Source organism: Nocardioides sp. (genome assembly GCF_050699375.1).
GTDB lineage: Bacteria > Actinomycetota > Actinomycetes > Propionibacteriales > Nocardioidaceae > Nocardioides.
In genome coordinates this window covers 1-14,119 of sequence record NZ_JBOHDN010000035.1, presented here as the reverse complement: position 1 = coordinate 14,119, position 14,119 = coordinate 1, and the positions used below count along the sequence as shown (strand labels likewise).

Below are 14,119 nucleotides of genomic sequence, written 5' to 3'. Positions count from 1 at the left end.
GGCACGACTCCGACACCGACGTCTGCTACCTCTCCAAGCACACCGTCCCCGCCGAGATCATCACCGAGTCGTACGCCATCGAGCGCACCATGCGCGAGCGCGGCTGGAGCATCCTGCGGATGTCCGGGGGCGACATCAAGGTGCTGCTCGAGGTCTCCGACGGCCGCAAGGTGCACATCGACATCTTCGTCGCCTTCTACGTGCCCGACGCGGACGGCGAGCCGGTCTTCTACCAGCTGGGCAACCGCTCCGGCCGGCTGCGCCGCGAGGCGATCGTGCCGGTCTCGACGATCACCCTGCACGGCTTCGACTTCCCGGCTCCCGCCGATCCGGAGAAGATGCTGGCGTTCATCTACGGCCCGAAGTGGCGTACTCCCGACCCGTCGTTCAAGTACGCCGACCCGCCCGCCGGCGTACGTCGCCTCGACGGATGGCTGCGCGGGTTCCGCACCGACATGGGGCAGTGGACCGAGTTCCACAACACCCATGGCCAAGAGCTCGAGGGCGCCGAGTCGTCGTTCGGCAAATGGGTCCTCGAGCAGCTGCCAGAGGACGCCAAGGTGGTCGACCTCGGCCCCGGCGCCGTCTGCCGCGACGGGCGCTACTTCGCGCGCAACGGCCACCAGGTGCACGCCGTGGACTTCTCCCGCGCCGCCGTAGCGGCGATCCGTCGCCGGGCGAACCGGAAGAAGCTCTCGGTGACTACGGACCAGCTCATCCTCGGCGAGCTCCGCTCGACCCTGACGCTCGGTGCCCGGCTCGCTCGCGACCCGCATCATCTCTTCGCCCGCGACCTGGTCGGCTGTCTCGACGGCGCTTCGCGGAGCCAGCTGTGGACCTTGTCGAAGATGGCCCTTCGTCCTGGCGGCGGCAAGCTCTACCTCGAGTTCGCGGTGAGCAGCGACGACCTGACACAGGTCGAGCCGCAGCCCGAAGGCCTCGTACGCCGCGTCGAGGCCGACCTGGTCCGTGCCGAGATCGAGGCGTCCGGTGGCGTGATCGAGCACCTCGAGATCGCCGACGGTGAGGACATGCTCGGCAACCCACTGCCCGGCGTCGCCCGCCTGCGCGCCTCCTGGCCCGCTCCCCGAGACCCAGCGCAGCCTGCTGCGGAAGGAAACTGACATGTCCGACGATTCCGGCATCAAGAACATCGCCCGCGGTGCCCGCGAAGTGGCCCGTACGCGCGCTTCGCTGGCCCGCCGCATCGAGGCCCTCGAGGCCGAGGTGCAGGAGCAGCGTCAGCTCAACCGGCGGGTCGCCGAGCTGACCGACGTGGTCGCCGAGCTGCTGATCCCGCTGCAGGATGCCGACAAGGAGAAGGCGGAGAAGATCCTCGCGGCCTACCGCGCACGGATCTGACGCCCTCCGGCCTGATCAGCCCAGTGCTACCAACCACCGCCTGAGCTCGTCGAGCCGCTGTCCCAGCCGCCGACGAGCATCGCTGCCCGGGCCCATGTCGGCGTCGGTATCGAGCTCGGCGACGGCCTCCTCCACACCCGCGAGGCGGGAGCGGAGGTCGGTGACGACGTCGACGTCGGCGCGCCCCGGACCGGTGGCTTGGCGCTCGTCCAGCGATCGACGCAGCATGTCTGCCTGCGCGCTCAGCTTGCGGCTGGCGTGCCACAGGTCGACGAAGACCTGGACCTTCGCACGCAGCAGCCAGGGATCGAAGGGTTTGGTGAGGAAGTCGGCCGCGCCGGTCGCGTAGCCGCGATAGGCCAGGTGGGTGTCGAAGTCGTTCGCGGTCAGGAAGATGATCGGGACACTCTTGGTGCGCTCGCGTGCCTTGATGCGGGTGGCCGTCTCGAAGCCGTCCATCCCAGGCATCTGCGCGTCCAGCAGGATCAGCGCGAAGTCGTCGTGGAGCAGGGCACGCAGGGCGTCCTCTCCTGATCCGGCACGGACGAGGCTCTGGTTGAGCGACCCGAGGATCGCCTCGAGGGCGACCAGGTTGGCCGGCCTGTCGTCGACGAGCAGGATCTTGGCCCTTGCGCTCATTCCGTCGCCTCCGTTGGACAGAGGCAAGGATACGGACACGACGGCCTGAGTCTGATTGTCGCTCGCTGACGCTCGCTCATTCCGTCGCCTCCGTTGGGCAGAGATCGTTCACAGCAGCCACGCCCGGAACAGCGAGAGCAGATCGGGGACGTCGACAGGTTTGGTGATGTACTCGGTGGCTCCGGCGGCGATGCTGTCCTCGCGGTCGCCGGTCATCGCCTTCGCGGTCAGGGCGATCATCGGCAGACTCTTGAACTGCGGGTTCTCGCGGATCAGGCGCATCGTGGCGAGGCCGTCCATGCCCGGCATCATGATGTCCATCAGCACCAGGTCGACGTCCGGCTCCCGCTGGAGCGCCTCGATCCCGGCCTCGCCGGACTCGGCGTAGAGGACGTCGATGCCGTGCTGCTCGAGTGCGCTGGTGAGCGCGAAGACGTTGCGTACGTCGTCGTCGACGATCAGGATCCGCCTGCCCGCGAACTGGCCGGTGGCGTCGGGCTCGGCGGCGTACGTCCCGGGGCGCTGCGATCCGGTGCGGCCCAGCAGCACGCTTACCTCGTCGATCGCCTCCTCGGTGGTCGCCGGCGTCTTGAGGGTCATCGCCTGGGCGTACCGGTCCAGTCGGTTCCGTTGCGCCTTGGTCACCTCGCCGACCCTACTCAGCACGACGGGGATGTCCTTGGTGCGTTTGTGGGTGCGCATCCAGCGGAGCACGTCGAAGCCGCCCTCGGCCGGGGGCAGGTCCAGCACGACACAGTCGACCTCGCGCTCGGCCAGGACGGACTGCGCCTCCTGCGGGGTCGACCCGACGACCGTCTCGACCTCGTCGACCGACCCGAACAGCGCCTCGACCACGGCGCTGGTGCCGGGACCGGTCTCCTCGTCACCGCCGCTGAGGACCAGCAGGAGCTGGTTGGTCCCTGCCGTCGCGTCGGCCACCTCGAGCTCACCGGCGGCGGGTGTCGCGGACGGAGCCTCGGTGCTATCGGAGCTGATCCGCGGGACGTACAGGGTGAAGGAGCTGCCGTGCCCGGGCCGGCTCTCGACCTGGATCTCGCCGCCGATGAGGTGGGCGACCTCGCGGCTGATCGACAATCCCAGACCCGTGCCGCCGAACTTGCGGCTGATCGTGCCGTCGGCCTGTTGGAAGGCCTCGAAGATCACCCGCAGCTTCTCGGGCGGGATGCCGATGCCGGTGTCGGCCACCGAGAAGGCCAGCACCGCGTCGGCGGATTGCAGGCTCGTGGTCGAGAAGCGCTCGCCGGAGGCGTTGCGGATCAGCAGCCGGACCTCACCGTTGTCGGTGAACTTCACCGCGTTCGAGAGCAGGTTGCGCAGCACCTGCTGCAGCCGATGCTGGTCCGAGCGCAGCAGACGGGGTACGTCCGGGGCGACGCTGACGATGAAGTCCAGGTCCTTCTCTGCGGTCAACGGCCGGAAGGTCGCCTCGACGTACTCGACCACCGAGGTCACCGCGACGTCGGCGACGTGGACGTCCATCTTCCCGGCCTCGACCTTGGACAGGTCGAGGATGTCGTTGATCAGCTGGAGGAGGTCGGTGCCGGCGCCGTGGATGGTGCGGGAGTATTCCACCTGACGGGAGTTGAGGTTGCCGTCGACGTTGTCGGAGAGCAGCCGGGCCAGGATGAGCAGCGAGTTGAGCGGCGTACGCAGCTCGTGGGACATGTTGGCGAGGAACTCCGACTTGTAGCGCGATGAGAGGGCCAGCTGCTCGGCGCGCTCCTCCAGGCCGCGGCGGGCGTCCTCGATCTCGAGGTTCTTGATCTCGATCGCCCGGTTCTGGTCGGCGAGCTGGCGGGCCTTCTCCTCGAGCTCGGCGTTGGTCTGCTGCAGCTCGACCTGCTGCCGCTCGCCCTCGTCCTGCTTGTCCTGCAGCTCGCCGGCGAGTCGCTGCGACTCGACCAGGAGCTCCTCGGTGCGGGAGCTGGACATGATCGCGTTGAGCGAGACCCCGATCGACTCCGCGAGCTGCTCGAGGAACTGCATGTGGACGGCGCTGAACGGCCGGAAGGAGGCGAGCTCGACGACGCCGATCACCTTCTCCTCGAAGACCACCGGAAGCACCACGACCGAGGTCGCGGCCGCCGACCCGTGCCCCGAGGCGATCCGCAGGAATCCCGCGGGCACGTCGCGTACGATGATCGGCGTACGGTCGTACGCGGCCTGCCCGACCAGTCCCTCACCGAGTGCGAAGACGTCGGGGACGTCGGCGCTCGGCTGATAGCCGTAGGAGGCGATCCGGCGCAGCACCTTGGTGCCGTCGGGCTCGGACTGCGGGTCGGTGAGGAAGATCGAGCCCTGCTGCGCGTCCACGAGCGGGGTGAGCTCGGAGACGATCAGCCGAGCCACCTCGAGCAGGTCGCGACCGCCCTGCATGTGACCCGTGAACCGGGCCAGGTTGGTCTTGAGCCAGTCCTGGTCCTCGTTGGCCCGGGTGGTCTCGCGGAGCGAGTCGATCATCTCGTTGAGGTTGTCCTTCAGGTCGGCGACCTCGCCCGCGGCGCCGACGGTGATCTGGCGGCTCAGGTCACCTTGGGTGACCGCGGTGGTGACCTCGGCGATCGCGCGGAGCTGGGTGGTCAGGGTCGACGCGAGCTGATTGACATTCTCCGTCAGCCCGCGCCAGGTGCCGGAGACGTCCGCGACCTCGGCCTGGCCGCCGAGCTGGCCCTCGGTGCCGACCTCGCGGGCGACGCGGGTGACCTCGTCGCCGAAGGAGCCGAGCTGGTCGACCATGGTGTTGATGGTGGACTTGAGCTCGAGGATCTCGCCGCGGGCGTCGACGGTGATCTTCTGGGTGAGGTCGCCGCGAGCGACCGCGGTGGTGACCTGGGCGATGTTGCGGACCTGGTTGGTCAGGTTGGTCGCCATCGAGTTGACCGAGTCGGTGAGGTCCTTCCAGGTGCCCGCCACGCCGCGTACGTGCGCCTGGCCGCCCAGCGAGCCCTCGGTGCCGACCTCCTTGGCGACCCGGGTGACCTCGTCGGCGAAGGTGCGCAGGGTGTCGACCATCGCGTTGATGGTGTCGGCCAGCGCCGCGACCTCGCCGCGGGCATCGATGGAGATCTTCTGGGACAGGTCGCCCTGGGAGACCGCCTTGGAGACCTGGGCGATGCTGCGGACCTGATCGGTCAGGTTGGAGGCCATCGAGTTGACCGACACGGTCAGGTCGCGCCAGGTGCCGGCCACCCCCGGCACCTGCGCCTGGCCGCCGAGGGCGCCCTCGGTGCCGACCTCCATGGCGACCCGGGTGACCTCGTCGGCGAAGGAGCCGAGCTGGTCGACCATGGTGTTGATGGTGGACTTGAGCTCGAGGATCTCGCCGCGGGCGTCGACGGTGATCTTCCTGGTCAGGTCGCCGCGGGCGACGGCGGTGGTCACCTCGGCGATGTTGCGGACCTGGGCGGTCAGGTTCGCGGCCATCAGGTTGACGCTCTCGGTGAGCCCCTTCCAGGTGCCGGAGACGTCGTGCACGTCGGCCTGGCCGCCGAGATTGCCGTCGGTGCCGACCTCGCGGGCGACGCGGGTGACCTCGTCTGCGAAGGAGGAGAGCTGGTCGACCATGGTGTTGATGGTGGACTTGAGCTCGAGGATCTCGCCGCGGGCGTCGACGGTGATCTTCCTGGTCAGGTCGCCGCCGGCGACGGCGGTGGTGACCTCGGCGATGTTGCGGACCTGGGCGGTCAGCGTGCCCGCCATGAAGTTCACCGAGTCGGTCAGGTCGCGCCAGGTGCCGGAGACGCCGGGAACCGCCGCCTGACCGCCCAGCTGCCCCTCGCCGCCGACCTCGCGGGCGACGCGGGTGACCTCGTCGGCGAAGGCGGAGAGCTGGTCGACCATGGTGTTGACGGTGGTCTTGAGCTCGGCGAGCTCGCCGCGTACGTCGACGGTGATCTTCTGGGAGAGGTCGCCGCGGGCGACGGCGGTGGTGACCTGGGCGATGTTGCGGACCTGGTTGGTCAGGTTGGTCGCCATCGAGTTGACCGAGTCGGTGAGGTCCTTCCACCGGCCACCGACGCCCGGCACCTCGGCCTGGCCGCCCAGCATGCCCTCGGTGCCGACCTCGCGCGCCACTCGCGTCACCTCGTCGGCGAAGGCGGAGAGCTGGTCGACCATGGTGTTGACGGTGGTCTTGAGCTCGTAGAGCTCGCCGCGTACGTCGACGGTGATCTTCTGGGACAGGTCGCCGCCGGCCACGGCGGTGGTGACCTGGGCGATGTCGCGGACCTGGTTGGTCAGGTTGGTCGCCATCGAGTTGACCGAGTCGGTGAGGTCCTTCCACCGGCCCGCGACCCCTGGAACCTCTGCCTGACCTCCGAGGATGCCTTCGGTGCCTACCTCTTTGGCGACCCGGGTGACCTCGTCGGCGAAGGTCTGCAGGGTGGCGGTCATCGAGTTGAGGGTCTCGGCGAGCTCGGCGACCTCCCCGCGTGCGGTCACCGTGATCTGCTGCGAGAGGTCGCCGCGGGCAACGGCCTTGGCGACCGAGGAGATCCCGCGTACCTGGGAGGTCAGGTTGGAGGCCATCGTGTTGACCGAGTCGGTCAGGTCGCGCCAGGTGCCGGAGACGCCGCGTACGTCCGCCTGGCCGCCGAGGCGGCCCTCGGTGCCGACCTCGCGGGCGACGCGGGTGACCTCGTCGGCGAAGGCGGAGAGCTGGCCCACCATCCGGTCGACGGTCTCCGTGAGCTGGGCCATCTCGCCGGAGACCTCGATGGTGACCGTGCGGGTCAGGTCGCCGTTGGCGACGGCGGTGGTGACCTCGGTGATGTCGCGGACCTGGGCGGTCAGGCGGGAGGACATGGTGTTGACGGCCTCGACGAGATCGCGCCAGGTGCCGGAGGCGTTGCGCACCCGCGCACGTCCGCCGAGCTTGCCCTCGGTGCCCACCTCGCGGGTGACCCGGGCGATCTCCTCACTGATCGTGGCGAGCTGGGCGACCAGGCCGTTCACGCTCTTGGCGACCATCAGTGGGTCGCCCTTGAGGGCGCGGCTGCCGCGGCGTACGTCGATCGTCTGGGTGAGGTCGCCGGCGGAGACCGCGGCGACGACCCGGGCGATCTCGGCGGTCGGACGCGCCAGGTCCTCGATCAGGTTGTTCGCGTCCTCGACGGCGCCGGCCCACGCTCCACCGCCCACGCTCGGCCTGAGCCGCTCGTCGTGATGACCGTCGCGGCCGGCGTCGCGGCGTACGCGGGAGAGCTCGCCGCTGAGGTGGGTCAGCCGCTCGCCGATCTCGTTGTGGACCGAGACGAGGTCGCCGAGGGGCCCGTCGACGGGCTCGAGACGGCCAGTGAAGACGCCGTCGCGCATCGCGGTCATCGCGTCTCTGAGCCGGCGCAGCGCAAGCGGATCGACCGTCACCGGCTCGGGGAGCTCGGTGCCTGTCGATGTGCCCGATGCTGAGGGCATCTCGCCTCCTCCCACCCCTGAATCACACGTCTGCTGAGTGTCGCACTCATCAGCTCTTGACGACCGACAAATGATCGTTCCCCACCGAATCTGGTCATTCCTTGACCTACCCGTGGGTACCTTCTCGTGATCGGTGTCTCTCGGGGCCCAAACGGGTGCACAATCGGCGGTGGCTATGAGCACCGGAGTCAAGACGCTCTCGCGCACGTTCGAGCCGGCACCCACGTCGGTCTCCGAAGCGCGCCGTTTCGCGCGGACGGTGATCGTGGAATGGGGTCTGGACGAGCTCCTCGACGACGTCATCCTGCTGACCAGCGAACTGGTCACCAACGCCGTGACCCATGCCGGCACACCGATGACGGTGACCGTCGTACGCGAGGAGGATCGGCTCCGCATCGACGTGGTCGACCGGCACCCGACCCGGGTGCTCCCGGTCGGCGCGAACGCCCGGCCCGGGGTCAGCGAGCACGGGCGCGGACTGCTCATCACCTCGGCGCTGGCGACGGCCTGGGGAGTGGAGTACCGCAAGGACCACAAGCGTGTATGGGCGGCGTTCGGGCTGGTGGAGACGGTCCTCGGTGCCGAGAGGCCCGTCGGAGGTGGCCCGGCGGACCAGGACGTACGTCGCCGGGAGACCGCGTCCAACGCCGGCGAGGACCCGCTGGGACTGGGCGGGCTCGCCCTCAACCAGCTCGCGCTCACCGACGTGCTGGAGCTGGTCGTGGAGCAGACCCGGCAGCGTCTCGGTGCCGAGGCTGCGTACCTGCTGCTCGAGAACGAGATGGAGGACCGGTTCGTCGTCGCCGCCACGAGCGGGTCCGCGGCGCCGATCCAGGGACGGAGCGTACGCCGCGGTGAGGCCGGTGCGCCGACCCTGAAGGCGACGTTCCGGCCCCTGGCGATCAGCGATCTGCGGGCGACTCCGGTCGAGCTGCTCCGCGGGCTCGAGCTGCGGTCATTGGTGACCGCTCCGGTGGTCTTCGACGGCCGGGTGATCGGGACCCTGGCGGTCGCCAGGACGGAGCCCGGTGCGTTCACGACCGAGGCCGGGGTCCGGCTGCAGCGGATCGCGGACTGGGCCGCGCCGAGCGTCGACCGGGCCTCCACCCGGGCCGCCGACGGCGAGCGGCGCTCCTGGCTGGCGTTCCTGGGGGAGACCGGCGTGATGCTGGCCGGGTCCCTGGACCTGGAGACGACGACGGCGATGACCGCGCAGATCGTGGTGCCCCGGCTGGCGACCTGGTGCGGCATCTACCTCAACGACGTCCGTGACCATCCTCGGCTCCACTTCGCCTGGCACGCCGACGAGCACCAGGTGGACGCGGTGCGGTACGCCCTGGAGGAGGCGGCGCCGGACGGCACCGAGACTCCGGCCGAGCCCGACTTCGACGGTGAGGTCGCGATCCTTCCGCTGGAGGCACGCAACCGGGTCATCGGGTGGCTCACCCTCGGCCGGCCGCCCGGCGAGCCGCTACGTCGAGAGCGTCTGCTGGTGGCGGAGTCGGTCGCTCGGCGGGCGGCGCTGGCCATCGACAACGCCCGCGCCCACACCGAGCTCCAGGAGACCGGCCGGTCCTTGCAGCGCGGCCTGCTGCCGACCGTCCTCCCGGAGATTCCCGGCGTCGACATCGGGGTGGGCTACGAGCCCACGGGCGAGTTCAACGACGCGGGTGGCGACTTCTACGACATCTTCGCCCTCGGTGCCGGCCGCTGGGGGTTCATGGTGGGCGATGTGTGCGGCGTCGGGACCGAGGCGGCCGCGGTCGCCGGGATGGCCCGGCACACCGTGCGGGCGCTGATGCGCGCGGGAATCCCGATCGCGCCGACCCTGGAGCGGCTCAACGCCGCGATCTGCGACGAGGGGTCGCGGGGCCGGTTCCTCACGCTCGTGTGCGGCACGATCGAGGCCACCGGGGCATCCCGGTTCCGCGTACGCATCGTCTGCGCGGGCCACCCACCGCCGTTCCTCCTCACCCGTGCCCGGCCGGGAGCGCCCGCCCGCCGGGTCGGCCGGTCGCAGGCGCTCCTCGGCGTGATCGACTCGGTCGACTACATCGAGGAGGAGGTGACGGTCGAAGGCGGCGACCGGCTCGTCGTCGTCACCGACGGCGTCCTGGAGCGGCGTGACGGGGACACGATGTTCGAGGAGGCCGGCGTCGAGGCCGTTCTCGCCTCGGGCATCGACGCGGGAGCGCAGGCGGTCGCGGACCGGTTGCTCGGGGCGGTCACCGACTTCTCCAGCAGGCCGTCCTCCGACGACATGGCGGTCCTCGTCCTCGACCTGGGCAAGGGTGTTTAGGTTCCGCTGAACTCCTGGTTGCCGAGCACCGAGAGCAGCCGGATCTTCTCGTCCGCCTCGCTACCGGGCACGGGCGTCAGCACGAGCAGCGCCTGGCCGTGGTCCTGGGTGGTCAGCACCTGGCAGTCGACGTCGATACGGCCGACCTGCGGGTGCAGCAGCGTCTTGTGATCCTCGAACCGGTGAGTCACCTCGTGCCGCTCCCACAGCTCACCGAACTCCTCGGACCTGGCGAGCAGGAGACGTACGAGCTCGCCGGCGCGTGAACGCTCACCGAGGGCTCCGTGCGCCATCCGCAGGGTCGCGACCAGCCCGCGGCCATGGTGGTCGTGGCCGTCGGGCGGATAGACGTCTCGGGTCGCGGGATCGGTGAACCAGCGGTAGGACTCGTAGCGATCCCAGCCGGTCAGCGCTGCCCGGTCGCCGAAGATCGTGGTCGCGAGCCGGTTCGAGACCAGCGTCTCGCCGAGCGCGGACACGATCATCGCGGGCGTGTCCTCGAGCCGGTCCAGCACACGCAGCAGAGACGGGGCGACGTGGCCGTCCTCGAACGTACGCCGTGGCGCGTTGTGGCCGGCCAGCCGGTAGAGATGGTCCCGCTCGTCGATGGTGAGACGCAGCGCCCGGGCGAGCGCGGCGAGCATCTGGTCGGAGGGCTGCGGACCGCGCTGCTGCTCGAGGCGTACGTAGTAGTCGGTCGACATCCCGGTCAGGGCGGCGACCTCCTCGCGGCGCAGGCCCGGGGTACGCCGTCGGGGCCCGGCGATCACGCCGACGTCCTGCGGACGCAGCGACTCGCGGCGGCGTCGGAGGAAGTCGGCGAGCGAGGCACGGTCCATGGCATCCATCATGCGGGTCGGGCGCCGGGCCAACCAGGGACCGCCGGTCCCAGGCATGTGGCCCGAGGCTGTTGGCCGGGCCGACCTGCCCGCCTGCCGACCGTGTCCGCCAACCTGCCCACCACCCCGGATCGGGGCTCGTACGGGGCGCCCTAGACTGAGGCAACATGAGCGAGCTGACCGTGATCGTGCTGGCTGCCGGTGGCGGCACCCGGATGAAGTCCAAGACTCCCAAGATGCTCCATCAGATCGCGGGCCGGAGTCTGGTCGGCCATGTTCTGGCCGCGGTCTCGGAGGCCGGCGCCTCTCGTGTGGTCGCGGTCGTGGGGCACCAGCGGGAGCTGGTCGAGCCGCACATCGCCGAGATCCTCCCGGAGGCCGTCATCGCGGTCCAGGAGGAGCAGCTGGGCACCGGTCACGCGGTACGGATGGCGGTCGAGGCGGCATCGGTCGCCGGCGGGACGGTCGTGGTGACGTACGGCGACACGCCACTGCTGCGCGGCGAGTCCCTGCGCGCGCTGGTGGCCGAGCACGAGGCCGCCGGGCGGGCTGCCACGATCCTGAGCGGGATCGTCCCCGAGCCGTTCGGCTACGGGCGGATCCTGCGTGCCAGTGGTGGGCCCAGTGGTGGGGTCAGCGGGATCGTCGAGGAGAAGGACGCGACCGACGAGCAGCGGGCGATCACCGAGATCAACTCGGGGATCATCGCCTTCGACGGCAGCTTCCTGGCCGGGGTGCTTCCGCGGATCGGCAACGACAACGCCAAGAAGGAGTTCTACCTCACCGACGCGATCGCGCTGGCGGTCGCCGACGGGCTGGGCGTGGACGCGTACGTCCTCGACGACGTCACCGAGGCCGAGGGCGCCAACGACAGGGCCCAGCTCGCCGCCCTGGGGAAGATCCTCAACGAGAGGATCGTGACCCGGTGGATGAAGGACGGGGTCACGGTCATGGACCCGGCCACGACCTGGATCGACGCCGACGTCGAGCTCGCGCCCGACGTCACCATCCTGCCCGGCACCCAGCTCATCGGGGCCACCCGGATCGACGAGGACGCGGTGGTAGGCCCTGACTGCACGCTGAAGGACACCGAGATCGGCCACGGCGCTCGGGTGGTGCGTACGCAGGCAGAGCTCGCCGTCGTCGGCCCCGGCGCCAACGTCGGGCCGTTCTCCTACCTGCGGCCCGGCACGGTGCTCGGCGACGAGGGCAAGATCGGCGGCTTCGTCGAGGTCAAGAACTCCACCATCGGCGCCGGTGCGAAGGTGCCGCACCTGTCCTATGTCGGCGACGCGACGATCGGGGAGGGCACCAACATCGGGGCCGGCACGATCTTCGCCAACTACGACGGGGTCAACAAGCACCGGACGACCATCGGCCGGCACGTGAAGTCGGGCTCCGGTGTGACCTTCGTCGCCCCGGTGGTCGTCGGTGACGGCGCGGCGACCGGTGGCGAGTCGCTGATCCGGGAGGACGTACCTCCTGGGGCATTGGCGGTCTCCGCAGGTCAGCAGCGGAACATCGAGGGGTGGACGCTGAAGAAGAGGGCGGGTACCCCCCAGGCGGCCGCGGCCGAGGAGGCACTCGAGGCGGGCGTACCCGTCCTGGGTGAACCCGTGGCGACCGGCGAGTGACACCCGGGGTTGGGTGCCGGGGCGATGTTGATGGAGAATCCAAGGGCAGTGACCCCGGGGGTAGGAGCCAGCACATGACCAAGCGCACCACCGAGAAGCAGATGATGCTCTTCAGCGGCCGGGCGCACCCGGTTCTCGCCGAGGAGGTCGCTGATCTGCTCGGTACGAAGCTGACGCCGACCGCGGCCTATGACTTCGCCAACTCCGAGATCTATGTGCGCTATGAGGAGTCGGTGCGCGGCTCGGACGCCTTCGTGATCCAGAGCCACACGGCGCCGATCAACCAGTGGCTCATGGAGCACCTGATCATGGTGGACGCGCTGAAGCGCGCCTCGGCCAAGCGGATCACCGTCGTGATGCCGTTCTGGGGCTACTCCCGCCAGGACAAGAAGCACCGCGGCCGCGAGCCGATCTCGGCCCGTCTGGTCGCAGACATGTTCAAGACCGCGGGCGCCGACCGGATCATCTCCGTCGACCTCCACGCCGACCAGCTCCAGGGCTACTTCGACGGTCCCGTCGACCACCTGATGGCGCTGCCGCTGCTGACCGACTACATCAAGGACAAGTACGGCTCGCAGCCGCTGGCGGTCGTCTCGCCGGACGCCGGCCGGATCAAGGTCGCCGAGCGCTGGGCCGCGCGGCTCGGCGGGGCGCCGCTGGCTTTCATCCACAAGACCCGCGACATCAACCGGCCCAACGAGACCGTCGCCAACCGCGTCGTGGGCGAGGTCGAGGGTCGCATCTGTGTCCTCACCGACGACATGATCGACACCGGCGGCACCATCGTGAAGGCCGCCGAGGCGCTGATGAACGCCGGTGCGGGCGGTGTGGTCATCGCGGCCACCCACGCGATCCTCTCCGACCCGGCTGTCGACCGGCTGAAGAACTCCACCGCCACCGAGGTCGTCATCACCAACACCCTCCCGGTGCCGGAGGAGAAGCAGTTCGACAAGCTCACCACGCTCTCCATCGCGCCCATGCTCGCCCGCGCGATCCGTGAGGTCTTCGAGGACGGCTCGGTTACCTCGATGTTCGACGGTCACGCCTGATACTTGCTTCGTGGCAGGCGACTTCGAGCTGACGACCGACGAGCTCCGGGTCGTAGCCCGCTACGTCGCGGAGACCGCTGCCGAGGTCCTGCCGGTCTTCGAGACGGCTTGCCCCGGTGACCCACGACCGCGTCTCGCGCTCGACGCGGCCTGGGAGTTCGTCGGTGGTGCCAGACGTACGAAGCTGCAGCGGGTCACCTCCCTGGACGCCCACCGCGCCGCGAAGGCCGCTCCCTCCGAGGCCGCTCGGCTCGCTGCCCGAAGCGCCGGCGACGCCGCGTCTGCCGCCTACCTCCACCCGCTGGCAGACGCCACCCAGGTCGGTCACATCCTCCGTGCCGCCGCCAGTGCCGCCCGGATCGCGGAGCTCGAAGCCTCCGGTGATCCTTCCTCGGCTCTCAGGTCCCTCGATCGTGCCGTCGGGCGCGCTACTCCGGTGCTCGTCGATGTCCTGGGGCGCTATCCCTCCGCGCCTGCTGGTAGGAGCCGTGATGCTGAGCTCATGGGTCTGATCGATCGTCGGCTGCGGTCTGTTCGCTGACCTTGGTCTGCTTGTCGCTACCTCTCTACCTCGCTGGGCCGCTGGATTCCGCCAGGCGACTGAGCTAGACCACCCGGCGAGCTTGCTCGTCCGGGTGTGCCGAGCGAGGGCGCCCCTTCGCGAAGCGAAGGCGGCGTAGGTGCGTCGAGACCAACACGATCACCTTCGGGTCGGCTTGTCGAGACCTTCTCGCCCTCGGTGGTCGAGCTTGTCGGGACCTCCGCTGCTCCGGTGGTCGAGCTTGTCGGGACCTCCGCTGCTCCGGTGGTCGAGCTTGTCGGGACCTCCGCTGCTCCGGTGGTCGAGCTTGTCGGGACCTCCGC

At 69.8% G+C, this 14,119-nt stretch carries 9 protein-coding genes; 6 read left to right on the top strand and 3 right to left on the bottom strand.

Going from position 1 to position 14,119, the window contains the following annotated elements; genetic code table 11:
* Both ACRDPS_RS01935 and ACRDPS_RS01930 read left to right on the top strand, forming a co-directional pair.
* On the top strand, window positions 1-1,124 hold a 1,124-nt coding region (locus ACRDPS_RS01935; RefSeq protein WP_431499928.1), incomplete at its 5' end, for a class I SAM-dependent methyltransferase.
* A gap of 1 nt (window position 1,125) precedes the next feature.
* The gene (locus ACRDPS_RS01930) at window positions 1,126-1,362 is read left to right on the top strand and encodes a DUF6752 domain-containing protein (protein WP_431499927.1); all 237 of its coding nucleotides are present in this window, start codon (window positions 1,126-1,128) and stop codon (window positions 1,360-1,362) included.
* Window positions 1,363-1,377: 15 nt separating this feature from the next.
* Here ACRDPS_RS01930 and ACRDPS_RS01925 read toward each other — a convergent pair whose 3' ends face one another.
* The gene (locus ACRDPS_RS01925; RefSeq protein ID WP_431499926.1) at window positions 1,378-2,001 is read right to left on the bottom strand and encodes a response regulator; all 624 of its coding nucleotides are present in this window, start codon (window positions 1,999-2,001) and stop codon (window positions 1,378-1,380) included.
* Window positions 2,002-2,109: 108 nt separating this feature from the next.
* Window positions 2,110-7,434 (bottom strand): HAMP domain-containing protein, encoded by a 5,325-nt coding sequence (locus tag ACRDPS_RS01920; protein WP_431499925.1) that lies wholly within the window; start codon window positions 7,432-7,434, stop codon window positions 2,110-2,112.
* A 175-nt stretch (window positions 7,435-7,609) separates the two neighbouring features.
* Between ACRDPS_RS01920 and ACRDPS_RS01915 the strand changes: the two genes are divergently transcribed.
* On the top strand, window positions 7,610-9,733 hold the full coding sequence (locus ACRDPS_RS01915) for a SpoIIE family protein phosphatase (RefSeq protein ID WP_431499924.1): 2,124 nt from the start codon (window positions 7,610-7,612) through the stop codon (window positions 9,731-9,733).
* On the opposite strand, the gene ACRDPS_RS01910 is transcribed toward ACRDPS_RS01915, so the two are convergent.
* On the bottom strand, window positions 9,730-10,572 hold the full coding sequence (locus ACRDPS_RS01910) for a helix-turn-helix transcriptional regulator (protein WP_431499923.1): 843 nt from the start codon (window positions 10,570-10,572) through the stop codon (window positions 9,730-9,732). The two genes, ACRDPS_RS01915 and ACRDPS_RS01910, sit on opposite strands and share 4 nt — an antisense overlap.
* A gap of 167 nt (window positions 10,573-10,739) precedes the next feature.
* Between ACRDPS_RS01910 and glmU the strand changes: the two genes are divergently transcribed.
* From glmU to ACRDPS_RS01895, 3 genes are all read left to right on the top strand, one after another.
* The gene (glmU, locus tag ACRDPS_RS01905; RefSeq protein WP_431499922.1) at window positions 10,740-12,206 is read left to right on the top strand and encodes a bifunctional UDP-N-acetylglucosamine diphosphorylase/glucosamine-1-phosphate N-acetyltransferase GlmU; all 1,467 of its coding nucleotides are present in this window, start codon (window positions 10,740-10,742) and stop codon (window positions 12,204-12,206) included.
* 74 nt (window positions 12,207-12,280) lie between these two features.
* Entirely contained in the window at window positions 12,281-13,255 is a 975-nt protein-coding gene (locus tag ACRDPS_RS01900) for a ribose-phosphate diphosphokinase (protein WP_431499921.1), read from the top strand.
* A 10-nt stretch (window positions 13,256-13,265) separates the two neighbouring features.
* Window positions 13,266-13,796 carry a putative immunity protein gene (locus ACRDPS_RS01895; protein WP_431499920.1) on the top strand — a complete coding sequence of 177 codons (531 nt, stop codon included), beginning with the start codon at window positions 13,266-13,268 and terminating at the stop codon, window positions 13,794-13,796.
* Window positions 13,797-14,119: the final 323 nt, after the last annotated feature.